This is a genomic window from Citrobacter sp. Cb031 (assembly GCF_030336725.1).
GTDB lineage: Bacteria > Pseudomonadota > Gammaproteobacteria > Enterobacterales > Enterobacteriaceae > Citrobacter > Citrobacter braakii.
The window spans coordinates 336,895-362,071 of record NZ_JAOWDA010000021.1 but is presented as its reverse complement, the minus strand read 5'-3'; the positions used below and the strand labels follow the sequence as shown (position 1 = coordinate 362,071).

Here is a 25,177-nt window from a genome sequence, read left to right as displayed (position 1 = left end):
CCAACGCGACGTTTGAGGCGGATTTTTCTGTTTTACTTATGCTGCATTAACGCCTGAACCCGCTGCTGGCTGCGTTCCAGCACCACCGATGTCTCCTGCTTACCCACCGTCGCCTGATTGACCATTTCACTGAGGATCATGGAGCCGGTAATATCCCCCATCCGCGTAAAGTTCTTCTCGCCGACCGATCCAAAGACCTGCATATTCGGGTACTGGGCAATCAGCTGTTCAGGGAGAGTTCCAAAGACTTTGACGGCAGGGTTGTCCTTCCAACTGACGTTTTGCGCGGCGGCCTTCGTCACCGGCAGCATCGCCCCCGGCGACATCAATACCCAGTCAGCCGCGTTCTGCGCCTGTCCCATAAAGCTGACAAATTTTTCGGCGGCTTTCGTTTCTGCCTCAGTCTGACCGGCTGTGAGCGTTAAGGATGTGATAACGCCAAATACGGCAGGTGATTTTTCGCTCGGCACGACAAAGCCTAAATCCGCCAGTGAACCATCCTGATAAATCGCTGGCAGGATATAGGTCGAATAGACCGCCATCGGCGCGGTGCCGTTCATAAAGGCGTCTTTGATCTCTGTTACGTTGTTCGAGCCGGGCATGGTATAGCGGGCCAGTTCGCGATAATAGTTCAGCGAGGCCTGCATTTCTGCTGAGTTAACCGTGATGTCGCCGTTTGCGTTGAACACATTGGCACCGTTTGAAAGTGCGAACTGAGAGAAGGTTTGTTCGCTCATGACGCTTTCAGCCGTCGGCAGCGCGATGCCATATTTTTTACTGGCGCTGTCGGTCAGCCTGCGTGCCGCTTCCAGCAGCTGCGTCCAGTTTTTGGGTTCGTCGATTCCCGCTTTAGCCAGTACCGATTTACGATACCAGACTCCCTGCAGCCAGGCGCTGATCGGCACGCCGGTATAGGCCGTTCCGTCTTCGGTGCGAACAATGCGCAGCACACCGTCGTAGAAGGCGCTTTCACCTTGCCTGTCGATCAGCGTTTTCACCGCTTTGTGGTCGATAAGCTGCTCTTTATCCATGACTTTGGCATAGTCATGGCTGACCTCGACGACCTCCGGTAGTGATCCTGAGCGGGCAAGGGTAATGATTTTGGTATTATAGGCATCCTCTTCGACGGGAACCTGCTTCACAATAATATCCGGATTCTCTTGCTGAAAGCGGTTGATGATCCCGGCAATGACGGTCTGGCGCTCCTGCTCAACGGCGGAGTGCATAAATTCGATGGTCACCTGCTGCGGTTTATCCTCACAGCCTGAAAGCAAAACGGCGGTTATCAGCGCCAGCATTGTTTTTGGTATGTTCATTTTTAATCCCTTGTTGTCGTCCATTTCCGTTAATTAACAACTGGCGCTGATATGGATAGCGTCCGTCGACAGCGCACCTGCACAAATCAGTAAACCGATCCCGCCATCCATCAAGGCTTCGTGTTCAGCGTCCTCCACGCGCAGCGTTTTACCGTCAACGGTCGCGGAGATAATCTGCCCGTTGACGCTGATATCGAACGACACAGGGCGCTCGTACACGTCGGACAACGCCGCTTCTGCCAGGACTTTGGTGCTGGTGTCGCGCACGCGGACGATCTGTAATTTCCCGTCGCGCAGGATGCGCGCGGCGTAATAGCGCCTCATCCCCTGCACCCGAAAAGCCAGACCGCCGTACTCCCCTGAATGCAGCGTAATGTCACTCTGAACGCGGTAGTTATCCCACTGCCGCGTTCCGTGAATAATCAATCCCTCGTCGTACTCTTTGGAGATGCGAAAGCTGGTGGGATAGTGGCGTGAAAAGAGATCCACGCCGTTTACCCAGGCTCGCCACCAAAAATTAGTTTCCCCTGTGGGTTTACGCAGGGTCAGCTCAGGTGCGCCGTCCCAGCGCATACTGTCGATGAGCAGGCGACCGCGGGCAACGCGGGCATCGGTGCTGATTGTTACGCCAATCTCGCCGATCGGTTGGCCCTGGCAGTCCGGGAGATCCAACGCCAGCGTTAGCGATTCACCCGGGGCTATGCTCTGCGCGTCGCCGTACTGGGGCGTCAGCTGATTGTTGTCATCATAAACCCGGTAGCAGAGCCGCACGTTTAACGCGGATGTGTTATCCGGTGGCGCAATCAGGGTGGCCTGAAGACGCTGGCCTGGGTAGATAAGTGGGGTAGCCATTAAATCATAGCTGCGCATTTCCACGATTTCAGGCGGGGTAAAGGTTTGCGTGGTCACGCTGGCATGAAGTCCGGGCGCAAGATGGCGATAGTGCAGACTCAACATCTGCCGCCCCAGGTGCGCCTCATTCTTAACCTCAACCGCGGCCGCATTTTCTTCATTAAGCCAGCGGAAACCCTGCACGCTGCCCGGTAGTGAGAAATGGTACTGCGCGCCGGATTTTTTGGCTTCAGGGCGCGGCAGACCGGCAATCTGGTGTCCCAGCCCGACCAGGTAATCGGTGATCCGCACGGCGTTGTTTATGGAGAACCCCCCGTCGGCTGAGGAGATCAGCATTCTGTCTGCCAGCGGCCCGCGCCAGTCCGGGCCTGCGTCAATACCCTGGAGTCCCAGCATAATGCCGGACAGACAGCCGACATTCCCCGCATTGCAGTCAGTGTCCCATCCTGACGTATTGACAATGCACTGGGCCTGCTGGAAGTCGTCCGGCGCGTAAAGGATCGCCATAATCATCAGCGCATGATTAGGGATGATGTGACAATTGCTGGGATATTTGTGATAGCCATAGTTGTCGTCGATTCGCTGGCGGGTCGTCTGCCAGTCGTTATCTTCCCGTCGCCAGCGACGGATATCGCCAACCAGCTGGGCTATTTGCGACTCTGCCGGGATCACGGATAATCCGACGTCAATAAGCTGTTCGATCTCCTGGCAGATAAAGGCCTGTGATTCCATCGCCGCCCAGAGCATAGCGGCATACACCGCTTCACCGTCATGGCTCACGCTGGCGGCATTTTTGGCAAGTTCTGCCGCCAGACGGGGTTGTCCCGGTGCGACAAGCGCCCAGCTATCAATAAAGATTTGTGCGCCAATCTGTTCGGCAATCGTTTTCCCGTTGGTCGCAATGGCTCCGCTTAGCGGAGCCGGAATGCCTTTTTTGAGATTCAGCCAGGCGGTGTGTTCCGTCGAATTACCGTTGCCGCCCCACCAGAGGATGGTGCGTTTATCAATGATGTAATTAAGCCAGCAGTGACCCATCTGTTCCGCGCCCAGATCCGGCGGCAGGGCATAATCTTCCAGTGCGCGGATAAAGGTAAAGGTTCCGGCGACATCATCGTCGGTGACAACCAGCGGACGGTTAAATTTTTCGTGGACGTAATACTGGATCGGCCCCAGCTCCTGCATAATTTTTTCGTAGGTCCACCCTTCGAAAGGGCGGCCAAGGTAGACGCCGATTAATTTCCCTAACACCCCAGCATAAACGCGCGACTCATAATCTGAAGGCAATTCCATCTGTTTGATCCTTGTGTGGTGTTTTATCAGCCGTTCAGGCGGATTCTCTTTTTACCAGGCCCCAGGGCATTTCTGTGGTGCTGCCCTGGAGCGGCGCGGTGATATCGGTTTGTGCCAGGAGGAGGGCGGCCGCTTTTTGCCCAAGCTGCTCCGGGTACTGGGCGATAGTGGTAAGGGAAGGGGTCACCAGCCCGGCGGCGGGAATATCATCGAACCCCATCACCGCAAGCTGCTCCGGGATCGTGATGCCTTTCTCCCTTGCGGCACGCATCACGCCGATAGCCATTAAATCGTTGGCGGCGAAAATCGCATCCGGGAGCGTACCGTCATTAATCAGCTGCATCGCGATCTGATAGCCGCTCTGTTCGTTAAAACCTGGCAGAATTTTGATGCGCGGAAGGTGCCCGGCCTGGGTCATCGCCTGGCGATATCCTTCCACTCTGGCAGGCTCAGGACCGCCAGCGCTGACGATCATCGTGATATTTTGGTGCCCCTGTGCCAGCAGATATTCGACGGCGCTGCGCGCGGCAGCGGCGTTGTCGATATAAACATTATGCAGCGGTAGCGGGCCGCTTTTTTTCATCCTGGCTTCAATACGTGCAATCGGGATCCCTGCCTGAAGATACGGGGCAAAATCTTTCATCCCGACGTTAAAAAATGTCCCCACCACGGCGTCGACCCGCCCCTGCGCTGACCAGCGCAAAAAATGCAGCTCTCTTTCCCGTAATCCATCGGTGCTGGCCACGATCGCATCGTAGTGATACCTATCCGTCACCGACTGAACGCCACGGACGAGTGAGGCATAAAAAGGGTTGGCGATATCCGGCACGATGCAGGCGATCGACATGGTTTTATTGGTTTTCAGCGCTTGTGCAAAACGGTTCGGTATATATCCCAGCTGATTAGCCGCTTGCTCAACCCGGCTCACTGTCTCCTGTGGATAGGTGTGATTTCCTTTGGTGAGTACCACGGATACCACCGCCTGTGAAACGCCAGCCAGGGCCGCGACGTCTTTCTGCGTGATGCGTTTTGTCATTTATTTATCAACTTATACGTATAACCTGCATCTTTGAATAATGGGACACCCGGTAGCTGTCAATAAAAACCTTATAAAGTGAGTGTATTTGTGTGGAAAATCCGAGGACGGTCACATCAACGACGGAGAGTGAATTCAGGAGTTCAAACGTTCTGTTTGCAGAGCGAATTAATGACGCTCGAGAATTAATTTGTTTTGCGAATGCAAAGACAATTATTAGGGGTGGAATTATATATATAATAATAAAATTGAAGATATCTATATGTATATAAAGTGTTTTTTCTTGTTTTTGTGACTTTTTTTACTCCCAAAGCAAAATGTAACAGAAAACAAGAAAATATGTGCGGTTGCTCATACTATTACATACTCGTTACAGAAAGAGATTGATAATTCGCGTCGCGAAAAATAGTCTATTCATTGTAGTCACTGAGGTTTTCTCAGCGCTACTTTTTTAATTTTTGTTTTTTCGCTGTCCGCTTTTGTCGGCAGCATTTTATACCCAATGGATTTCGAGTTGCATCAAGGCGGAGACGCAGCGCGTGCGCTGTCCCCGAAGGGGCGAGGCCAAAGGCCGAGTAAAGCCAACACCGATGCAGCTTGAAAAACGAAGGGTTATACGTCAAAGAGGATTAACATATGCGTACGTTTAGTGGCAAACGTAGTACGCTGGCGCTGGCTATCGCCGGTATCACAGCAATGTCGGGTTTCGTTGTCGCTCCCCAGGTACACGCCGAAGGGTTTATTGATGACTCAACCTTAACCGGCGGCATCTATTACTGGCAGCGTGAGCGTGACCGTAAAGATGTGACCGATCACGACAAATACAAAACCAACCTTTCTCACTCCACCTGGAACGCTAACCTCGACTTCCAGTCCGGTTATGCGGCTGATATGTTTGGTATTGATATCGCAGCATTTACCGCTATTGAAATGAACGAAAGTAGCGAAAGCGGCCATCCAAACGAAATTGCATTCTCGTCAAAAAATAAAGGCTATGATGAAGATTACTCCGGCGATAAGAGCGGAATTAGCCTTTATAAAGCAGCAGCCAAATTTAAATTCGGCCCAACCTGGGCGCGCGCTGGTTACATTCAACCAACCGGACAGACTCTGTTGGCTCCGCACTGGAGCTTTATGCCAGGTACCTATCAGGGTGCTGAAGCCGGAGCCAACTTCGACTATGGTGATGCTGGTGCACTGAGCTTCTCCTATATGTGGGCCAACGAATATAAAGCACCATGGCACACTGAAGTCGATAAATTCTATCAGGCTGATAAAAAGACCAGCGTAGATTATCTGCACTCAATCGGCGCGAAATATGACTTCAAAAATAACCTGTTGCTGGAAGCCGCATTTGGTCAGTCTGAAGGCTACGTCGATCAGTACTTCGCAAAAGCCAGCTATAAATTCGATTTAGGCGGTAACCCGTTTACCACCAGCTACCAGTTCTACGGCGCGCGCGACAAAGTTGATGATCGCACCGTGAACGATATTTATGACGGTACGGCCTGGCTGCAGGCGCTGACCTTTGGCTACAAAGTGGCGGAAGTGGTTGACCTGCGTCTGGAAGGGACCTGGGTTAAAGCGGACGGGCAGCAGGGGTACTTCCTGCAGCGTATGACCCCGACCTACGCCTCATCAAACGGTCGCCTGGATATCTGGTGGGATAACCGTTCCGACTTCAACGCCAACGGCGAAAAGGCTGTCTTCTTCGGCGCAATGTATGACCTGAAGAACTGGAATTTGCCGGGCTGGGCAGTGGGCGCGTCCTACGTTTACGCATGGGATGCCAAGCCATCAACCTGGCAGATCAATCCGGATGCGTATTACGACAAAAACCGGACTATCGAAGAATCTTCTTACAGCCTGGATGCGGTCTATACCCTGCAAGAGGGGCGTGCGAAGGGCACCATGTTTAAACTGCACTTCACCCAGTACGACAACCATTCAGACATTCCGAGCTGGGGCGGTGGTTACGGCAACATCTTCCAGGATGAGCGCGACGTGAAATTCATCGTTATTGCTCCGTTCACCATCTTCTAATGCCAACAGCGGCAGGCCGGGCGCCTGCCGTATCGTTGAGGAAAGTGCTATGAAAAAACTGATACTCATCGCTGTTATGGCATCCGGGCTGGTGGCTTGCGCGCAATCCCCGGCACCAAAAGAAGACAGTCGTCTGAAAGAAGCCTACAGCGCGTGCATTACTACCGCGCAAGGATCGCCGGAGAAAATCGAAGCCTGCCAAAGCGTGTTGAATGTGCTGAAGAAAGAAAAGCAGCATCAGCAGTTTGCCAATGAAGAAAGCGTACGCGTACTGGATTATCAGCAATGCATCCAGGCTACGCGCACGGGTAATGGTCAGTCCGTTAATGCTGATTGCGACAAGGTCTGGCAGGAAATTCGTAGCAAGAATACTGCGCAGTAAATCGAAAAATGAAACAGACAACGGGCGGAGAGTTTTCCGCCCGTTTGCATTTCAGGGTTTATATTCCACCGGTTGATAACTCCGACTCAGCCGGACAAACAGCATTGCCGTGGCGGCGAGCCCGCAAAGTGCCGCACACATCAGCCACCACCCCGGTGAGCTTTTATCCCCGGTTAGCTGGACCAGCGCTGTGGAGATGACTGGCGTAAGGCCGCCAAAAATCGCCGTGGCAAGACTGAATGCCAGTGAAAAGCCCACCGTACGCACATAGACAGGCATCACCTCGGTGAGTGCGGCGACCATTGCCCCGTTGTACATACCAAAAAAGAACGAGAACCAAAGCAGGACCAGCGTCATGCGCGTGAAATCTGGCGCGGCGGTGAGCCAGTGCATAACCGGCCAGGTGGTGATCAGTGCAAGGATGGTAATCCCCATCAACACCGGACGACGACCAATTCGGTCAGAAATCGCCCCGCCAATCGGCAGCCAGATAAAATTAGAAATACCGACCAGCATGGTGACGATCAGGCTGTCGCGAGCGCTCAGGTGAAGTACAGCTCTACCATAGGTCGGTGTGTAAACGGTAATAAAGTAGAACGTCGTTGTGGTCATCGCCACCAGCAGCGTACCCGCAGCGATGAGACGCCAGTTTTTGATGATGGTAGTAAAAATTTCCCTGGTGTCGGGACGGTGCGTACGTTGTAAAAAGGCGTCTGTTTCCTGAAGCGAGCGGCGGAGCACGAAGATCAAAGGAATAATCATGCAACCAATAAAGAATGGAATACGCCAGCCCCATTCAGAGATCTCATCGTGTCCCAGGGTGGCGTTCAGGCCGTAACCAATCAGAGCTGCCACCACAATGGCGACCTGTTGACTGGCGGACTGCCAACTGGTGTAGAAGCCTTTATTGCCAGGGGTGGCGATTTCAGAAAGATAAACCGAGACGCCGCCCAGCTCCACCCCTGCAGAAAAGCCCTGTAATAATCGGCCGAGTAATACCAGGACAGGGGCCAGCAGACCAATACTGTGATAACCGGGTACCAGGGCAATCAGCAGGGTACCGCAGCCCATAATCGCCAGCGTCACCATCAGTCCTTTACGGCGACCAATTCTGTCGATGTAAGCACCCAGCACAATTGCGCCAACAGGCCGCATTAAGAAACCTGAACCAAACACGGCGAAAGTTAACATTAGCCCGGCAAATTCACTCTCTGCAGGAAAGAAGGTCTTTGCGATATAGGTGGCGTAAAAACCGAACAGAAAAAAGTCAAACTGTTCGAGGAAATTACCGCTGGTTACCCGCAGTATTGCGCCGAAAGTTCCGGCGCGCGATGGTTGTTGTGTCATTGGGTTTGCTCCACTGTCTTATCATAATATTTATAGAGGTAAGAGTTTGCGGGTTAGTCGCCTGCGACCCCCGCCTGTTTGCCGCGCCGTTTCTCAATCGCCCACTTGAGTAAGGCTGCGCAGCGGTAAAATCCGTGGGCAAATTTTCCATAAGGAATGGTCAGAAAGAGCGCCATGACCACGCCGAGGTGAATGGCGAGCAAAATAGCCATCCAGGAGGTGTCTCTTCCCGCCAGCAGCGCTAAACCGGTCAGACTGGTCAGGAGCAGCAGCAAAATAAAACCGCGATCCATCGGTTTTTGCCGTGCGTCGCCATGCAGCGGTGAGCGCTTAAAATTGAGCCATAGCAAGCCAGCCGGGCCGACAACCAGGCCAATGCCGCCCAACGTGCCCAGCATTACCGGAACGCTGAAGAACGGATAGGGCGCTTCTATACCTGCAAAGTAGTGATAGCCCGTTGCCACCACGGTGGCGGCAAAGCAGAGCATAAAACCGTAGAAGGTGAAGTGATGGAAACGGCGGCGCATCAGGGTGAAGGCATCATCTGCTTCGTTACAACCTTTGCCATGCCCACCATCGAGATACTTCAGCGTCAGCGCATTGTGCGAGGCTTCAGCAATTTCAGCGGAACGCGGTACACCCGGAGAGATTTCGCGCCAGAAGCGCAGAACACCCGCCATCAGCAGACCTATCGCCAGAATAAATACCGAACCAAACATCCATGCGAGCAGGTTATGCGGGAAAATCTGATAAAAATCCCCGGCCAGCGGAGGATGGAATAACGAGCCCTTTAAACTCATGGCGAGGAGTAAAAACAGGATCAGACCGAAAACCAGCGCCAGCGTCACAGTGATGCCTGCGCGACGATAAAGCGCGCCAAAGGCGGCGGGTTGCGCGTAGTGCTGATAGGTTTCGAGCCGCACTTCCGCCATCGCCTTCGGTACGTTGATGGCAAATTCATGGGGTGGGGCATACTGACACGCGTGCAGGCAGGCGCCGCAGTTATGGCACAAGTTAGCCAGATAATTGATATCCGCTTTACCGAATTCCAGGCGCTGAGTCATTGCCGGGAACACGGCGCAAAAACCTTCACAATAGCGGCAGGCGTTACAGACCTGCATTACACGTTCAACTTCAGCTTCCGGCTCGGTGATTATTTGCGCTTCGATGATCAGTTTCTCAAGCTGCTTCATGACGTGCCTCCTTACGTGCTGCCAGCGCGGCTTCTTTTCCGGCAATGCGGCCAAAGGTTGTCCCGATCGACATGCCCACGCCAGCGGTGTAACCCTTGCCCAACACGTTGCCCGCCATCATCTCTCCGGCGACGAACAGGTTGCGGCTTGGCTGCCCGGCAAAGTGTACGGCAGCGCGTTCGTTCACTTTTAACCCAAGATAGGTGAAGGTGATCCCTGGCCGCAGGGCATAGCCGTAGTAAGGTGGCTGGTCCAGCGGTCGCGCCCAGTGTGTTTTCGCGGGGGTTAACTTCTTCGTCGCGCAGTTGTCCAGGACGGTATGGTCGAACTGACCTGGCTGGCAGGCGTTGTTGTACGCCGTCACGGTGTGGGTAAAGCGTTCGGTATCCAGCCCCAACTGATGCGCCAACTCCGCCAGCGTATTCGCCTGTGCGCCGGGGAATACCGGTGGCATAAAGTGGCCGATGGCTTTACTGTCGATAATGGAATAGCCAATCTGTCCTGGCTGTTGGGCGACCAGGCGTCCCCAGATGGCGTAGCGTTTGGGCCAGAAATCTTCGCCTTCATCATAAAAACGTTCTGCGTCACGGTTGACTACTATGCCGAGTGAAACGCAGTCCACGCGGGTGCAAATCCCGCCGTCATATAATGGCGCTCTGGCATCAATGGCGACGCAGTGTGACTGGGAGGGTTCGCCGATGATGTCCGCCCCGGCATCCATCATAAATTTAAGCAGTACGCCCTGATTAAAGCGCGTGCCGCGAATCAGGAAGTTATCCGCAGGCCACTCGCCGCGGGCGTTTTCTCCCCAGGCTTCGCGCAGCCATTCGCGGTTTGACTCAAATCCGCCAGCGGCAAGCACGCAGGACTTAGCGGTTATGCGCTCTTCGCCTGCCAGCGCTGCCACAAACTCACCGTTATGCAGTTCAAGCGCCTGCACCGGCGTGTTATAGCGGATTTGCACGCCTAACTTTTCTGCGCTGCGATAATAGGCATTCACGAGGGCTTTCCCGCCCCCCATAAAAAAGGCGTTGGTTCGCGCTACGTGTAAAGCACCGGAGAGAGGAGGTTGAAAATTAACGCCGTGTTGGCGCATCCAGTCGCGGCATTGTGAAGAGGTGCGGATCACCAGACGCGCCAGGGCTTCGTTAGTATTTCCCTCGGTGACGCGCCGCAGATCCTGCCAGAACTCCTCTTCAGGATAGCTTTCCACCAGTACATCCTGCGGCGCGTCATGCATACAGCGCAGATTACGCGTGTGTTGAGAATTTCCTCCGCGCCATTCCCGTGGAGCCGCTTCGAGCAAGAGTACCGAAGCTCCTTGCTCACGGGCGGTTAGGGCAGCACATAACGCGGCATTGCCACCGCCAATCACCAGAACATCAACCATCGTATACTCCATTACCATTTAACTAATTGTTAAATTTGTAATTGAAATGTATACGCACAGCTTGTGCAGGCGCTATGACGAAGTGCTAAAGAGGGCTTTAGTTATTGTAAAGGATGGCGCCTGGCCAGCTTCCTGCTTCCACCAGTTGATGCATCACTTTTGTTAGCACGACGCGGGCGGCGAGGCCCGCGGGGGTTAGCTCATCATCAGAAAGGCTGACCAGAAAGTTGGGGCGACTCAGTATTGGATTATGGACGCCGATCACTCTTAGCGTCTCTTTATCGAGATGGGAAATTGCCGCGCCGGGCTGGAGAGTAGCGCCGATTCCACTGCGAACGGCACGCATTAGCAGCGCCAGACCATCAATTTCTGTGGCGATCTCAATGCGCAGCGCGTGTTCCTGACAAATTGCTTCCAGCCTGCCGCGCAGACCGTGGCCTGGGCTGGGCATTATCAATGGGATACTTGCCAGCTGGGCTGGCGCAATATTGTCATCGGCAATATCGGCCAGTAAGGCATGAGTCCCAATCAAAAACAGGCGCTCTTCGAGAATCGGTCTGGCGCTCCAGCGCAGGATCTTTTCTTTCTGAAATACCACGGCCAGATCAATCTGGCGGGTATTAATCATCCGTTCCAGGTTGCCAGAGAGGCTTTCCACCACATGCAGGCGGACATCACTATAGCTTTCCCGCATGGCGTTAATAAAAGGCATGCCGAGAACGGAAGCGGTACTGGGGGCCATACCGACGCTGACGTGCCCGGAAAGCCGGGACTCTCGCGCGGCGAGGATTGCATCGTCTGCGTGGCGGAGCGCCAGTTGCGCCTGGGAGTAAAAAGCCAGTCCGGCGCTGGTGGGCGTCACGCCACGCGAGGTGCGCTGCAGCAGGCGAATAGCGAGTTCGTTTTCCAGGCGGGACATTTGCTGGCTGAGTGCCGAAACCCCAATATTGAGATCGAGCGCCGCGCTACCCATGCTGCCGGTTTCTACAATGCGAACAAAATAGCGTAGCTGGCGAAGTTCCATTTCGACTCTCCGGGAAGGGATAATTGATTTTTACATTAAAGCAACACAGGAGTGGAGGGAAGGGGAAAAGAGGGGATAGCGCCCATAAAAAAAGCCAACCGAATGGTTGGCTTTTCAGAAAGCATTACATTATTTACCGTCGTGAGCATGCTCATCTTCGCGGCAATCGCCTTCGGCGCAGTGACCGTAAAGATAGAGGCTATGGTTGGTTAAACGAATACCATGTTTAGCCGCAATCTCACGCTGGCGCGCCTCGATGGAATCATCGCTGAATTCGACCACTTTGCCGCAGTCGAGGCAGATGAGATGATCGTGATGATGCTGTTGAGTCAGTTCGAAGACGGATTTACCACCTTCAAAATTATGGCGGGTCACGATACCGGCATCATCAAACTGGTTCAGCACGCGATACACGGTCGCCAGACCAATTTCTTCACCCATATCGATCAGACGTTTGTATAAGTCTTCCGCACTGACGTGATGGTTATCCGGTTCCTGAAGAACTTCCAGAATTTTTAAACGAGGAAGCGTTACTTTCAGGCCAGCCTTCTTTAATGCGGTATTGTTGTCAGTCATGCGGAATCTGTCCTGTAGCTAAACGATTCACTTCATTAACAGAAGTGACAGAAATTGCACTTGAGATAATGCGATTCATTATAGAACTGCCATGGCTAAATGAAAACTGCAAGTCTCTGGCATATATTGTTAATCAAAACGTGGTATCGCCGACAAACACACTGTGCAATACCCGATTGGCATCCGGCCATTGTACAGGGTCAGACGAAAAAGTTACAAATTTGTAGCAATTATTTTGATTGGTTTTATCTATTGATGTGGCGCAGATGGAAATCTGCGCCACACAAAATCAGGCATTGATGATTTCGTCGAGGTGCAGCTCCTCAGAGATCTGCTTAACCCATTTTTCTACGCGTTCGGCGGTCAATTCAGGCTGGCGATCTTCATCAATGGCCAGACCCACAAAGTGGTCGTCGTCAGCCAGGCCTTTGGACGCTTCAAAGTGATAACCCGCCGTTGGCCAGTGACCGACGATGGTTGCGCCGCGCGGTTCGATGATGTCGCGAATTGTACCCAACGCATCGCAGAAATATTCTGCGTAATCTTCCTGGTCGCCGCAGCCGAACAATGCAACCAGTTTGCCGTTAAAATCAATGTCTTCGAGGGTAGGGAAGAAATCGTCCCAGTCACACTGCGCTTCACCGTAGTACCAGGTTGGAATGCCGAGCAGCAAAATGTCATACCCTTCGAGGTCTTCTTTGCTGCTTTTTGCAATGTCATGTACATCGGCAACGTCTTTACCAAGCTGTTTTTGAATCATTTTTGCGATGTTTTCGGTGTTACCGGTGTCGCTGCCGAAAAAGATGCCAGTGATTGCCATGAGTAAAATAACCTCTTGAAACTTATTGAAATGGTGGTGGCGCATTGCCCACGGATAAGGGCAATCATAGCAGAACAGTCAGGCATGCGGAAACAGCAAACACGCAGGACTGCACTCTGTGCTACACGATTTATGATTTAGAGCAGAAATTCAGACTAAGCCTGACCGCGCAATGCGCTGAGTTGGTTCATCAGCATCTCTTCGATGAGTTCACTGCGACTCATGTTGCGCGCCTCGGCCAGCTCGTTCAGAGCGTCAACAGCATCAGCGTTCAGTTTCAGTTCGACACGCTTAAGCCCGCGAACTTTATCGCGTTTAAGCTGATTACGTTTGTTAATACGTAACTGTTCATCACGCGAGAGCGGATTAGTTTTGGGTCGTCCCGGGCGACGCTCCTGCGCGAACAGATCTAATGTCGTACGGTCCGTTTGTTCTTTGGCCATGATCTTGGTGACTTCGGGGAAACAATCAGCCAGGCGTCTGCCCGGATGGATAGCCCGCCATAATACATCAGCAGGGGAGACACGCCAACGCCCACGCGCGTAATCACGCGCAGACGCTGAGTTTTTAATCAGTTAGCCTGTTCGCTCAGATAACGACGGATGGCGCGCAGTACCGCCTCCGGTTTTTCCGCATGCACCCAATGGCCCGCGCCTGCAATAACGTGCGCCCGAGCCTGCGGGAATTGCGCCAGCAATTGTTCGCGATACGCTTCGGTTACATAAGGTGAGTTGCCACCGGGGATAAACAGCGCCGGGTGTTCCCACGCCGGGATGGTCTCCCAGCCGACAATATGAGGATATTGCTCCCACAGCACGGGAACATTAAAGCGCCATTCGCCGTCCACGAAGGATTTGAGCAGAAACTGGATCACGCCTTCCTCTTGCAGATGCTGGCGCATGACGCTCGCCGCCTGCTGACGCGAAGAGGACTGCGCGTCAGTTACTGCGTTAATGGCAGCAAAAATCTCATCGTGACGGCGAACATGATAGTCAACGGGGGCAATGTCGATGGCTACCAACCGTTCGACACGTTCCGGGGCCAACGCGGTTAACGCCATGACGGCTTTGCCCCCCATCGAGTGACCAATAAAGATCGCTTTTTCGATTTGTTGATCGTCCAGCGTATCCAGCAGATCTTGCGCCATGGACGGATAATTCATCTCAGGTGAACGCGGGGAGAGGCCATGATTTCGCATATCAACCTGGATGATATCGTGATCGGCCACCAGATCGCGCGCCAGGATCCCCAGGTTATCCAGACTGCCAAACAGGCCGTGCACCAGGACGATGGGAGAATTATTGTGCAGGTTTTGCGCAGATTGCGCTCGGATATTCAATTTCATGGCAAAGTTCTTTTTTTCACACTCACGGGTTAGGGTATCATGTTGACCATTCTGCCACATGGCTGCAACAACTACGGTTACTCTGAGTTTTGCCAGCCACCAGGCTTGACGCTATCCGCTGTTGGGATTTGCCTTTACACTACGCGTGTTGACCCCAACAACTTGTATTCAGCTAAACACTGCACTGGATTAAGATGAAAACGATTGAAGTTGATGATGAACTCTATAGCTATATTGCCAGCCACACCAAGCATATCGGCGAGAGCGCATCCGACATTTTACGGCGTATGTTGAAGTTTTCCGCCGCATCACAGCCTGTCACTCCGGTAGTAAAAGAAGTCCGCGCTGTGCAAGCTGTCGTGGAAGCGAAGCCGGTTAACCCCGTAAAAGATAAAGTGCGCGCGATGCGTGAACTGCTGCTGTCCGACGAATATGCGGAGCAGAAGAAAGCAGTAAATCGCTTTATGCTGGTGCTGTCTACACTCTATTCACTGGATCAAAACGCGTTCGCCGAAGCAACGGAATCGTTGCATGGTCGTACGCGCGTTTATTTTGCAGCAGATGAACAGACGCTGCTGAAAAATGGTAATCAAACCAAACCGAAACACGTGCCAGGCACGCCGTACTGGGTGATCACCAATACCAATACCGGCCGTAAATGCAGCATGGTTGAGCACATCATGCAGTCAATGCAATTCCCTGCGGAATTGATTGAAAAGGTTTGCGGAACAATTTAATCCTTGCATTAGAAGGACCAGGCAATGGCAATCCACAACCGTGCAGGTCAACCTGCGCAACAGAGTGATTTGATTAACGTCGCCCAACTGACGGCACAGTACTATGTACTGAAACCAACGGCAGGGAACGCTGAGCACGCCGTCAAGTTCGGTACGTCCGGACATCGCGGCAGTGCAGGTCGTCATAGTTTTAACGAGCCGCATATTCTGGCTATCGCTCAGGCGATTGCTGAAGAACGTGCGAAAAACGGGATCACTGGCCCGTGCTACGTGGGCAAGGATACCCACGCGCTGTCTGAACCGGCTTTTATCTCTGTACTGGAAGTGCTGGCAGCGAACGGCGTGGACGTCATCGTGCAGGAAAATAACGGCTTTACGCCAACCCCTGCCGTGTCGAATGCTATCCTGGTCCACAACAAAAAAGGCGGCCCGCTGGCTGACGGCATTGTGATCACGCCGTCCCACAATCCGCCGGAAGATGGTGGCATTAAATACAACCCGCCAAACGGTGGTCCGGCAGATACTAACGTCACCAAAGTGGTGGAAGACAGGGCTAACGCTCTGCTGGCTGATGGTCTGCAAGGCGTGAAGCGTATGTCGCTGGATGCTGCGCTGGCATCTGGTCATGTAAAAGAGCAGGACCTGGTTCAGCCGTTTGTTGAAGGACTGGCCGACATCGTCGACATGGCCGCGATCCAGAAAGCAGGCCTGACGCTGGGCGTCGATCCGCTTGGCGGTTCCGGTATCGAATACTGGAAGCGTATTGCCAAGCACTACAACCTGAACCTGACTATCGTTAACGATCACGTTGATCAGACTTTCCGCTTTATGCATCTCGACAAAGATGGCGCAATCCGTATGGACTGCTCCTCCGAATGCGCGATGGCGGGACTGTTGGCGCTGCGTGACAAGTTCGATCTGGCCTTTGCCAACGATCCGGACTATGACCGTCACGGTATCGTCACCCCGGCGGGTCTGATGAATCCGAACCACTACCTGGCGGTGGCGATCAACTACCTGTTCCAGCATCGTCCGCAGTGGGGCAAAGACGTTGCCGTTGGTAAGACGCTGGTCTCTTCGGCGATGATTGACCGCGTAGTGAATGATTTAGGGCGTAAACTGGTCGAAGTTCCGGTTGGCTTTAAGTGGTTCGTTGACGGTCTGTTTGACGGCAGCTTTGGCTTTGGTGGTGAAGAGAGCGCGGGCGCTTCTTTCCTGCGTTTTGACGGTACACCGTGGTCGACCGACAAAGACGGCATCATCATGTGCCTGCTGGCGGCAGAAATTACCGCAGTGACCGGTAAGAATCCGCAAGAGCACTACAACGAACTGGCTGCCCGCTTCGGCGCGCCAAGCTACAACCGACTGCAGGCAAGCGCGACCTCCGCGCAGAAAGCGGCGCTGTCTAAGCTGTCTCCGGAAATGGTGAGTGCCAGCACGCTGGCGGGCGACCCGATCACGGCACGTCTGACGGCGGCACCGGGTAACGGTGCTTCTATCGGCGGTCTGAAGGTGATGACTGACAACGGCTGGTTTGCTGCGCGTCCGTCAGGTACTGAAGACGCTTATAAAATCTACTGCGAGAGCTTCCTTGGTGAAGAACATCGCAAGCAGATCGAAAAAGAAGCTGTTGAGATTGTCAGCGAAGTGCTGAAAAACGCGTAAGTCTTGTTTGTACTGACGCGTTTTGTAGGCCCGGTAAGCGTTAGCGCTACCGGGCTTTTTTATGCCAGGATTTAACTATGCTTATTTTTCAGTTCAAAACGCGGTGATACCAGGCCATACAGCGTCCAGCCGAGGAAGGTCACGATAGAACCATAAAGCATTGCTTCTTCGCCAGAGGAGTAGAGCGCATAGAAGCTGTACAATGCGCCAACAAACGCCACGAAGTTTGCCGGTTTCGCTTTCGACGACGGAACATTCGCCATTTTTTGAATAATTACCAGCGCGGCCATCGACAGAATATACGGAATGATGTTCGTTACCACCGCCAGGTTGACCAGCACGTTGAACTGACTGTTCAGTGACGGGCTGATAGTCATCAGCGATAAACCACTCTGGATGATCACGATAGCCAGCATCCCCTGTACCGGCGCGTCTACTTTGGTCACGCGAGAGAAGATTTTAGGGAAGTAACCCCCATCAGCCGACGATTTGAATACCTGAGCGATAGTGAACTGCCAGCCCAGCAGTGAACCGCAGCAGGACATCACCATCAGCGCCATGATCACCTTACCGACTTCCGGGGTGAACATTTGTGCAAAGGCTAAACCGAACGGCGCCGTAGAGTTAGCCAGATCCATATTCGGCACAATCCCGGCTATCACGTTGGTGGAGATGATGTAAATCACCGCCGCGCCCAGCGTACCGCCCAATACGGCGATGGGCACGTTGCGTTCCGGATTGTCTACCACTTCAGCGTTGGCGCAGGCCGATTCCAGACCCAGAAAAGCCCACAAGGTCATCGCAATGGAAGAACCGACAGCCGTGAAGAACGGGACGTGGTGTGGATTCCAGGAGTTAGCGTACAGCGTCGGACTGAACCAGAACCAGCCGATGATACACAGACCGACAACCGGAATAATGACGCCCCAAACGGTGATGCTGCTAATCTGCCCGGTAATGCGCGCCCCGCCAAAGTTAGCCACGGTACAGATCCACAGTACACCAATGGTTGCCAGGCCAATCTGCACCGGTGTCAGTGTGGCGCCAAACAGCTCGGTACCGTAGCCAACGGCGGAGATGGCGATAGCCACGTTGGCGATTAACAGCGAAACGCCATAAGTGTAGTTCGCCATAAAGTTACCGGATTTGCCAAAGGCGTATTCAGCGTAACCCCCCATACCGCCAGATTTACGGCTGAACATACCGCATTTTGCGAAGGCCCAGGCCAGCGCCATTGAACCGACAGCAGTCACCAGCCACGAGATGATCGAGATAGTACCGACTTCCGCAAGCTTGGTGGGCAACATGATGATTCCGGATCCCATCATATTAACCATGGTCAGGATAGTGAGCTGGACGACGCCCATTTTGTTGGATTTGGCTTTGCTCATAACATTTCCCCTTTCAACAGAGCGTGTTGCGCGCTTTGTTGCTTAATCACGTAGCACCACACCTGTTTACGACCGTCGTGTTCTTCGATGTAGACACCCTGGAGTTCAGGCGCAAAACCCGGTAGCAAATTGATTCCTTCTTCCAGTGCGCTGAAGTAACGTAATACTGAACCGCCCCAGATTTCACCCGGAACCACACACAGCACGCCCGGAGGATAAGGCAGCGCGCCTTCTGCCGCGATGCGACCTTCAGCGTCCGGCAGACGCACCAGTTCAACTTCACCACGCAGATATGCATAGTTGGCATCCTGGGGATTCATGCTGACGCGCGGGAAATGTGCCTTACGGAACATCTCTTTCTGTAGCTGCTTCACGTTGTGACGCGCATACAAATCGTGCATCTCCTGGCACAGCTGGCGCAGGGTGTAACCGGCGTAACGGGCTTCATGCTGCTTGTAGATTGAGGGCAGAACCTCGGCTAGCGGGGCATCGGCTTCCAGCAGTTTTTCGAAACGTACCAGCAGGGCGACAAGCTGCTGCAACTTCGCCATATCTTCTGCGGGGGTCAGCAGGAACAGGATGGAGTTGAGGTCGCATTTTTCGGGCACCACACCATTTTCGCGCAGGAAGTTAGCCAGAATGGTAGCCGGAACGCCGAAGGTATCGTATTCGCCGTTACGTGCATTAATACCCGGAGTGGTGAGCAGCAATTTGCATGGATCCACAAAGTACTGGTGTTCGGCATACCCTTCAAAAGCATGCCAGTGTTCACCTGGGACAAAATGGAAGAAACGCAGGTCGCTGGCGATTTCAGCGGTGGGATAAGCCTGCCACGGTTTACCCTCTACTATCTCCGGCACGAACGGGCGGATATGGTGGCAGTTTTCCAGGATCAACTTACGAGTATCAATTCCGTTGACGACGCAGTCCATCCACATGTTGCGCCCGCTGACGCCTTCATGCATTTTGGCGTTGATGTCCAGTGCGGCAAAGAGCGGATAGAACGGGCTGGTGGAGGCGTGCATCATGAACGCGTTATTCATTCGTTTATGAGGCACGTAGCGAGACTGGCCTTTAATATGGCTGTCTTTTTTGTGGATCTGCGAAGTCTGAGAGAAGCCTGCCTGTTGTTTGTGCACTGACTGGGTGACCAGAATGCCGGGGTCATTTTCGTTAAGATCCAGCAACAGCGGAGAGCAATCGGCCATCATCGGAATAAACTGCTCATAGCCAACCCACGCGGAGTCAAACAGGATGTAGTCGCACAGATGACCGATCTTATCCACCACCTGACGGGCGTTATAGATTGTGCCATCGTAGGTACCTAACTGAATCACGGCCAGACGGAACGGACGCTCATCTTTCGAACGTTGTGGCGCAACTTCACTCACCTGTTCACGTAGATAGCCTTCTTCAAAGCAGTGCGCGTCGATCCCGCCGATAAAGCCGTACGGGTTACGCGCGGTTTCCAGATATACCGGCGTTGCCCCGGCCTGCAATAACGCGCCGTGGTGGTTTGACTTGTGGTTGTTGCGGTCGAATAACACCAGATCGCCTGGGGTGAGCAATGCGTTAAGCACCACTTTGTTCGATGAGGAGGTCCCGTTCAGTACAAAGTAGGTCTTATCCGCGTTGAAAACTTTAGCTGCGTGCTGTTGTGCGATGCAGGGAGCGCCTTCGTGAATCAGCAGATCACCCATTGCGACATCGGCATTACACAAATCGGAGCGGAAAAGTGTTTCGCCGAAATATTCGACAAACTGATTACCCGCAGGATGGCGACGGAAAAACTCGCCCCCCTGATGACCAGGACAATCAAAGGCGCTGTTACCCTGATTGACATAGTCGACAAGCGCACGGAAGAACGGCGGACGTAACTGCGTTTCATAATGGCTGGCGGCGGTTTCTAACTGCCGGCCATAAAAGGCGGTACGGGCTTCATTACATTCGAATACACCTGAGATCCGCGGCAGATGTTCAGATGGAACACGTTCTTCATTTTCGGTGGCGATAAAAACAGGAATCCCATAGCCGGTGGCGTCAATTTCATCGAGTTTTCCACGTTCAATATCATTGATGGATAACACGATAGCAGCAACATCAATAAAATTACTTTCATCGATATTTACGCAAGAACGCTGCGTAGAAAAACAATCAGGACAGGAACGGCTTACGGCAATTTTTAATTCTGACATTTTCATCTCTTTATTTTTAGGTAATAGCAGGTCCTCAATTTCTCAAATGAGAAATTGATAACTCCGGAAAAAAAAGCAAAGTCATACCGCTGATAAATAAATCAGTAAATTGCTTTTTTGAAGATGCAATAAACCCTAACCGGTCCGGTCACAGGTAATACAGGGTTATGCAGGGAGAGCACTGCGGATACAGGCGTTAGCCTGCGATACAGAGAGTCAGGAAGACCTGTATACTTGAGTGCCCTTAGTCGGAAGACTAACGGGCATTAAAGAAATGAAAGTCGAAACTGTTGCGGTGGGCAAACATCATAATATGCGTTGTTCGCCTTATATGTGGCATTGTACGGCTATTATTTTCCATTTTAGTTACCTTTACTGGATAAGTGGAAGGTGCGGGTATTTTATCCAGGAAATGGCTATGAACTGTGAAGAAGATCAATAAAAAACGATCGTTTATAAAATATTTAGTCGCCATTTATGCATAGTGCGGGACAAGATGCTGTTTTGTTGTTTATATGTTATTTATTTGTATTTTATTATTTTTTTACAATATTCTACTGGCTGCATAATAAGTATTATGCAGTGAAATGAGTAATGAAAAATATATTTATTAATTAATCAGAAAAAATGAATAAGAATTCACGGCATAAACCGATAGCCAATTCCGGTTTCGGTCAGAAAATGACGCGGACGAGCCGGGTCCAGTTCCAGCTTCTGGCGCAGGTGTCCCATATAAATACGTAGATAGTGACTATGTTCGACGGCGTTTGGTCCCCAAACCTGATTTAACAACTGGCGTTGCGTCAGTACCTTCCCGGCATTATTTAGCAGAACCGCTAACAGACGAAACTCAATCGGCGTCAAATGAATTTCCTCGTCACCACGGTGAACGAGGCGCGCGGCAATATCCACTTTGACGTTGGAAAAATGTACCACCGGTTCGGGAGACGCACCGCTGGCGTGGCGACGCAATGCCACGCGCAATCTCGCCTGTAGCTCGCCAATACCAAAGGGTTTACTGAGATAGTCATCGGCACCGGCATCCAGCGCAGCAATTTTATCGCTTTCCTCACTGCGGGCTGAAAGCACAATCACCGGAATCGCGCTCCATTGTCGCAGGTCGCGAATAAAATCAATGCCGTCGCCGTCCGGCAGGCCGAGATCGAGAATGATGAGATCGGGTTTTCGCGTGGCGGCTTCCAACAGACCACGTTGCAGCGTTTCCGCTTCATATACACGCAGGCCATCGGCTTCCAGCGCAGTGCGCAGAAAGCGGCGAATGGCATGTTCATCTTCAACAATCAGTACGTTCGTCACATATCCTCATGAAAATCTTCAAGTTCAGGGGGGATTTCCTGGGGCAGTGTAACACGAAAACAGGCTCCTCCTTGCGCGCGATTGTGGACCGAAATAGTACCGCCGTGCACGTCCACAATAGCCTGACAAATTGCCAGCCCCAGCCCAACGCCGGGCACCGATGACTCTTTATTTCCCCGGGAAAATTTGTCAAAAACGCGCTGTTCCATACCCGACGGAATACCCGGCCCATTATCCCAGACGTCCAGTTGCAGATGTGCGCCATCGACGCTGGCATCAATACCGATTTGCGCCTGTGGCCCCGCGTATTTGACGGCGTTTTCCAACAGGTTAATCAGCACCCGTTCAAAGAGCGGACCATCGACGTGAATCAGTGTTAACGGTTCAGGTAACGACAGATTTATCGGGGCAGAGAGACCGGGCTCCAGCATCTGCAGGGCGCTGCCGACCACCTCTTCCAGCGTTAACCACTCCTTCTTAAGATTAAAGCCGCCAGACTGAATTCGCGCCATATCCAGCAGGTTATTAACCAGTCGGGTAGTATTCAGAACGTGCTGGCGAATCTCACTGGCCTGGCGCGCGTGCGGCGATCCCTCGCTGGCCAGATCCAGTGTTAAGATTTCCGCCTGACCGAACAACACCGTTAACGGCGTGCGCAAATCGTGGGACAGAGCAGCGAGCAGGGCGTTGCGAATGCTTTCGCGCTCGCTGGCAAACCGTGCCTGCTCTTCGCTGGCGGTCAGCGTCAGGCGCTCCAGTGCGCTGGCTACCAGTAGAGTGAAGGTTTCCAGCAGGCGTTGCTGTTCGGGGATCATAAGCTGGCGTAAATTTCCCGGTTCGACTACCAGCAGCCCATGCGTTTTATCGGCGCTTTTTAACGGTAAAATCTGATACGGCACGCCCGGTAACGTGTCGGTGCCTGCACCGGCCGGTTGCCCTTTGTCAAAGCTCCATTGGGCAATGGCGTCATCCCACGGCGTCATGCCCTGTTGATGGGTGAGCGGGGCCAGCTTGCCGTTCTCACCGGGCAGTAAAACCTGGCTGCGGGCCTGAAACGTTGAAGCGATAAACTGTTCACTGGTGGCGGCGATATCCGTCTGACTCCGACCGACTGCCAGCGCTTTCGACATCTCATACAAATGACGCGTACGCTGTTCACGATAACGCGCAACCCGCGCCTGATAACGCACCCCGGCGGTCAGATTACCAATAACCAGCCCTACCGTTAGCATTACGGCAAAGGTGAGCAGGTACTGAACGTCTGAAACGGCCAGCGTCCCGCGTGGGGCAATAAAGAAGAGATCGAAGCTGGCGACGTTAATAAAGGTTGCCAGTACTGATGGCCAGCGTCCGTAAAAGAGTGCGATAACCACCACACCCAATAAATAGATCATCACCAGGTTGGCGGCGTCAAAGGCCATTAGCCACTGCATGGCGATTAGCGTAATGATGGCGCACAGCGCAACGGCAACTACACAACCCTGAATTTGTACCCGCCATTTATCCTTAAAGGTGCGGCTATCTGCCGTTTGCAGCACAGGGCGTGAAGGGGGCTCATCGAGCGCAACAATCATCAGGTCGAGATCCGGTGCGCGATGAGCGAGTTTGTCGGCAAAGGAATCGCTACGCCACCAGCGACGCGAAGTCGGACGCCCGAGCACAATTTTTCCCAGATTATGCTCACGGGCATAGTGGATGACCGCTTTGTCTTCGGCGGGGTCGGAAAGGGTGGCTGTTTCTGCGCCTAACTCCTGAGCCAGCCGCAGAGCGCTTAAAATTGCGCGGCGTTGTTTTTCGGGCAGTCGGTGCAGCGCTGGCGTTTCGACATACACCGCATGCCAGACGCTGCCGAGACGCGCCGCCAGACGTGCGGCGGCGCGTACCAGTTTTTCACTGCCGGTATTGTGCCCAATGCACAGTAAAATAGCGTCGCGGGTATGCCAGACTTTCTCCTCTCCCGGACGTCCTCGCCAGGCGCGCATCTGATCGTCTACCCGATCAGCCGTGCGGCGCAGGGCCAGTTCACGTAGCGCGATCAGATTACCTTTGCGAAAGAAATGCTCAATTGCTCTTTCTGCCTGACCGGCGATATAAACCTTGCCTTCGTTCAGGCGCTGGCGCAAATCGTCGGGGGGGAGATCGACCAGCACCACATCGTCGGCGGCATCGAAAAAAGGGTCGGGTACGGTTTCACGAACCTGAATGCCGGTAACGCCGCTGACCACGTCATTGAGACTTTCCAGGTGCTGCACGTTAACGGTAGTAAAGACATCAATCCCGGCTTCCAGCAGCTCTTCAATGTCCTGCCAGCGCTTAGGATGCCGTGAGCCTGGCGCATTACTGTGCGCCAGTTCATCCATCAAAATGAGCGCCGGACGGCGGGCCAGCGCCGCGTCGAGATCGAACTCATTGATATGGCGGCCGTGACGCGCCTGTCGCTTTAGCGGCAGGATGCCGAGGCCGTCCAACAGCGCGGCGGTCTCTTTGCGTCCATGGGTTTCCACCACGCCAATCAGCACATCTAACCCTTGCGCCCGCAGTCGCTGGGCCTCTGCCAGCATGGCCCAGGTTTTGCCGACGCCAGCACAGGCACCGAAGAAAATTTTCAGTTTTCCCCGGTGCGGGGCCGTGGTCTGCTCCAGCAGGCGATCGGGGTCGGGGCGTAAGGGTTCGTTATGCATGTCCTTTTTCTCAGTGCTTATCCAGCGCTAAATTAAGTTCCACCAGGTTCACCACCGGCTGACCGATAAAACTGACCAACGGCTTGTGCGTATATTGTGCAACCAACCGCGTAACCTCTTCAACGCTGAGGTTGCGAGCCTGCGCCACGCGGGGAATTTGCCAGGCCACCGCGGCTGGCGTCAGGTTGTTATCCAGCCCGCTGGAAGAAGCCGTTACCAGCTCTACCGGGACGGCAGGACTGGCCTGCGGGTTGGCGGCACGCAGTGCGGTAATCCGGCTTTGCAGCTGTTTATCCAGTTCCGGGTTGCTGGCTGCCAGATTACTGCCGCCTGAAGCCATTGGATTATAGGGCATTTCAGCTGTGGCAGACGGACGCCCCTGAAAATAACCGGCAGCGGTAAAATGTTGCCCGATGAGCTCAGAGCCGCGAACCACCTGACCTTCGCTAAGAAGCGAACCGTTAGCCTGGTGGGGAAACCACCACTGCCCCAGCGCGGTCGTCAGCAACGGGTAAGCCCCGCCGGTGATAAGCATCAGGAAAATCAATGTTGATAATGCAGGACGTAATCCACTCAT

Annotated in this window: 22 protein-coding genes; 4 read left to right on the top strand and 18 right to left on the bottom strand. The window is 53.3% G+C overall.

Features of this window, described 5'->3' with window-relative positions; all coding sequences use genetic code 11:
* Window positions 1-32: 32 nt before the first annotated feature.
* The 3 genes from OGV93_RS06185 to OGV93_RS06175 are packed head-to-tail and all read right to left on the bottom strand — an operon-like array spanning window position 33 to window position 4,494.
* On the bottom strand, window positions 33-1,316 hold the full coding sequence (locus OGV93_RS06185; RefSeq protein WP_287109447.1) for an ABC transporter substrate-binding protein: 1,284 nt from the start codon (window positions 1,314-1,316) through the stop codon (window positions 33-35).
* 33 nt (window positions 1,317-1,349) lie between these two features.
* On the bottom strand, window positions 1,350-3,458 hold the full coding sequence (locus OGV93_RS06180; protein ID WP_287109446.1) for an ADP-ribosylglycohydrolase family protein: 2,109 nt from the start codon (window positions 3,456-3,458) through the stop codon (window positions 1,350-1,352).
* A gap of 34 nt (window positions 3,459-3,492) precedes the next feature.
* A complete protein-coding gene (locus tag OGV93_RS06175; RefSeq protein WP_287109445.1) occupies window positions 3,493-4,494 on the bottom strand; it encodes a LacI family DNA-binding transcriptional regulator in 1,002 nt (333 codons plus the stop codon).
* Between the two features lie 636 nt (window positions 4,495-5,130).
* On the opposite strand from OGV93_RS06175, the gene chiP reads away from it, so the two are divergent.
* A complete protein-coding gene (gene chiP / locus OGV93_RS06170) occupies window positions 5,131-6,537 on the top strand; it encodes a chitoporin ChiP (RefSeq protein ID WP_016152254.1) in 1,407 nt (468 codons plus the stop codon).
* 49 nt (window positions 6,538-6,586) lie between these two features.
* The gene (locus OGV93_RS06165) at window positions 6,587-6,919 is read left to right on the top strand and encodes a ChiQ/YbfN family lipoprotein (protein ID WP_016155980.1); all 333 of its coding nucleotides are present in this window, start codon (window positions 6,587-6,589) and stop codon (window positions 6,917-6,919) included.
* A gap of 51 nt (window positions 6,920-6,970) precedes the next feature.
* On the opposite strand, the gene OGV93_RS06160 is transcribed toward OGV93_RS06165, so the two are convergent.
* From OGV93_RS06160 to ybfF, 9 genes are all read right to left on the bottom strand, one after another.
* Window positions 6,971-8,266, bottom strand: coding sequence for an MFS transporter (locus OGV93_RS06160; RefSeq protein ID WP_016152256.1), 1,296 nt, complete (start codon window positions 8,264-8,266; stop codon window positions 6,971-6,973).
* Window positions 8,267-8,319: 53 nt separating this feature from the next.
* Window positions 8,320-9,459: a tricarballylate utilization 4Fe-4S protein TcuB gene (gene tcuB / locus OGV93_RS06155; RefSeq protein WP_016155982.1), complete on the bottom strand. Its 1,140-nt coding sequence runs from the start codon at window positions 9,457-9,459 to the stop codon at window positions 8,320-8,322.
* Window positions 9,446-10,849, bottom strand: coding sequence for an FAD-dependent tricarballylate dehydrogenase TcuA (tcuA, locus tag OGV93_RS06150; RefSeq protein WP_287109444.1), 1,404 nt, complete (start codon window positions 10,847-10,849; stop codon window positions 9,446-9,448). Before tcuA ends, tcuB begins: the two co-directional genes overlap by 14 nt.
* A 97-nt stretch (window positions 10,850-10,946) precedes the next feature.
* A complete protein-coding gene (gene tcuR / locus OGV93_RS06145) occupies window positions 10,947-11,873 on the bottom strand; it encodes a tricarballylate utilization LysR family transcriptional regulator TcuR (RefSeq protein WP_019076276.1) in 927 nt (308 codons plus the stop codon).
* Window positions 11,874-12,002: 129 nt separating this feature from the next.
* Window positions 12,003-12,449: a ferric iron uptake transcriptional regulator gene (gene fur, locus OGV93_RS06140; protein WP_003022836.1), complete on the bottom strand. Its 447-nt coding sequence runs from the start codon at window positions 12,447-12,449 to the stop codon at window positions 12,003-12,005.
* Window positions 12,442-12,528, bottom strand: a complete 87-nt coding sequence (locus tag OGV93_RS06135) for a ryhB-regulated fur leader peptide (RefSeq protein WP_049259739.1) — start codon at window positions 12,526-12,528, stop codon at window positions 12,442-12,444. The genes fur and OGV93_RS06135 overlap by 8 nt, the downstream gene beginning before the upstream one ends.
* Window positions 12,529-12,738: 210 nt before the next feature.
* The gene (gene fldA, locus OGV93_RS06130; RefSeq protein ID WP_003022839.1) at window positions 12,739-13,269 is read right to left on the bottom strand and encodes a flavodoxin FldA; all 531 of its coding nucleotides are present in this window, start codon (window positions 13,267-13,269) and stop codon (window positions 12,739-12,741) included.
* 155 nt (window positions 13,270-13,424) lie between these two features.
* Window positions 13,425-13,712, bottom strand: a complete 288-nt coding sequence (ybfE, locus tag OGV93_RS06125) for a LexA regulated protein (protein WP_003022842.1) — start codon at window positions 13,710-13,712, stop codon at window positions 13,425-13,427.
* 128 nt (window positions 13,713-13,840) lie between these two features.
* Window positions 13,841-14,614: an esterase gene (gene ybfF / locus OGV93_RS06120; RefSeq protein WP_287109443.1), complete on the bottom strand. Its 774-nt coding sequence runs from the start codon at window positions 14,612-14,614 to the stop codon at window positions 13,841-13,843.
* 194 nt (window positions 14,615-14,808) lie between these two features.
* Here ybfF and seqA point away from each other — a divergent pair, with 194 nt between their 5' ends.
* Both seqA and pgm read left to right on the top strand, forming a co-directional pair.
* Window positions 14,809-15,351 carry a replication initiation negative regulator SeqA gene (gene seqA / locus OGV93_RS06115; protein ID WP_016152261.1) on the top strand — a complete coding sequence of 181 codons (543 nt, stop codon included), beginning with the start codon at window positions 14,809-14,811 and terminating at the stop codon, window positions 15,349-15,351.
* A gap of 24 nt (window positions 15,352-15,375) precedes the next feature.
* Complete coding sequence (gene pgm / locus OGV93_RS06110) at window positions 15,376-17,016, top strand: phosphoglucomutase (alpha-D-glucose-1,6-bisphosphate-dependent) (RefSeq protein ID WP_016152262.1); 1,641 nt, start codon at window positions 15,376-15,378, stop codon at window positions 17,014-17,016.
* A gap of 71 nt (window positions 17,017-17,087) precedes the next feature.
* Here the strand turns inward: pgm and potE are convergent, their stop codons facing one another.
* The 6 genes from potE to kdpC all read right to left on the bottom strand — a co-directional run bounded on the left by potE (window position 17,088) and on the right by kdpC (window position 25,177).
* Window positions 17,088-18,407, bottom strand: a complete 1,320-nt coding sequence (gene potE, locus OGV93_RS06105; RefSeq protein WP_016155987.1) for a putrescine-ornithine antiporter — start codon at window positions 18,405-18,407, stop codon at window positions 17,088-17,090.
* Window positions 18,404-20,602 carry an ornithine decarboxylase SpeF gene (speF, locus tag OGV93_RS06100; protein ID WP_047501716.1) on the bottom strand — a complete coding sequence of 733 codons (2,199 nt, stop codon included), beginning with the start codon at window positions 20,600-20,602 and terminating at the stop codon, window positions 18,404-18,406. The genes potE and speF overlap by 4 nt, the downstream gene beginning before the upstream one ends.
* Window positions 20,603-20,858: 256 nt before the next feature.
* Window positions 20,859-20,963: a leader peptide SpeFL gene (speFL, locus tag OGV93_RS06095; protein ID WP_114149115.1), complete on the bottom strand. Its 105-nt coding sequence runs from the start codon at window positions 20,961-20,963 to the stop codon at window positions 20,859-20,861.
* A 278-nt stretch (window positions 20,964-21,241) separates the two neighbouring features.
* Window positions 21,242-21,919, bottom strand: coding sequence for a two-component system response regulator KdpE (gene kdpE, locus OGV93_RS06090; protein WP_016152265.1), 678 nt, complete (start codon window positions 21,917-21,919; stop codon window positions 21,242-21,244).
* Window positions 21,916-24,600 carry a two-component system sensor histidine kinase KdpD gene (gene kdpD, locus OGV93_RS06085; RefSeq protein WP_284201329.1) on the bottom strand — a complete coding sequence of 895 codons (2,685 nt, stop codon included), beginning with the start codon at window positions 24,598-24,600 and terminating at the stop codon, window positions 21,916-21,918. Before kdpD ends, kdpE begins: the two co-directional genes overlap by 4 nt.
* Before the next feature lie 10 nt (window positions 24,601-24,610).
* Window positions 24,611-25,177, bottom strand: a complete 567-nt coding sequence (gene kdpC / locus OGV93_RS06080; protein ID WP_103929022.1) for a potassium-transporting ATPase subunit KdpC — start codon at window positions 25,175-25,177, stop codon at window positions 24,611-24,613.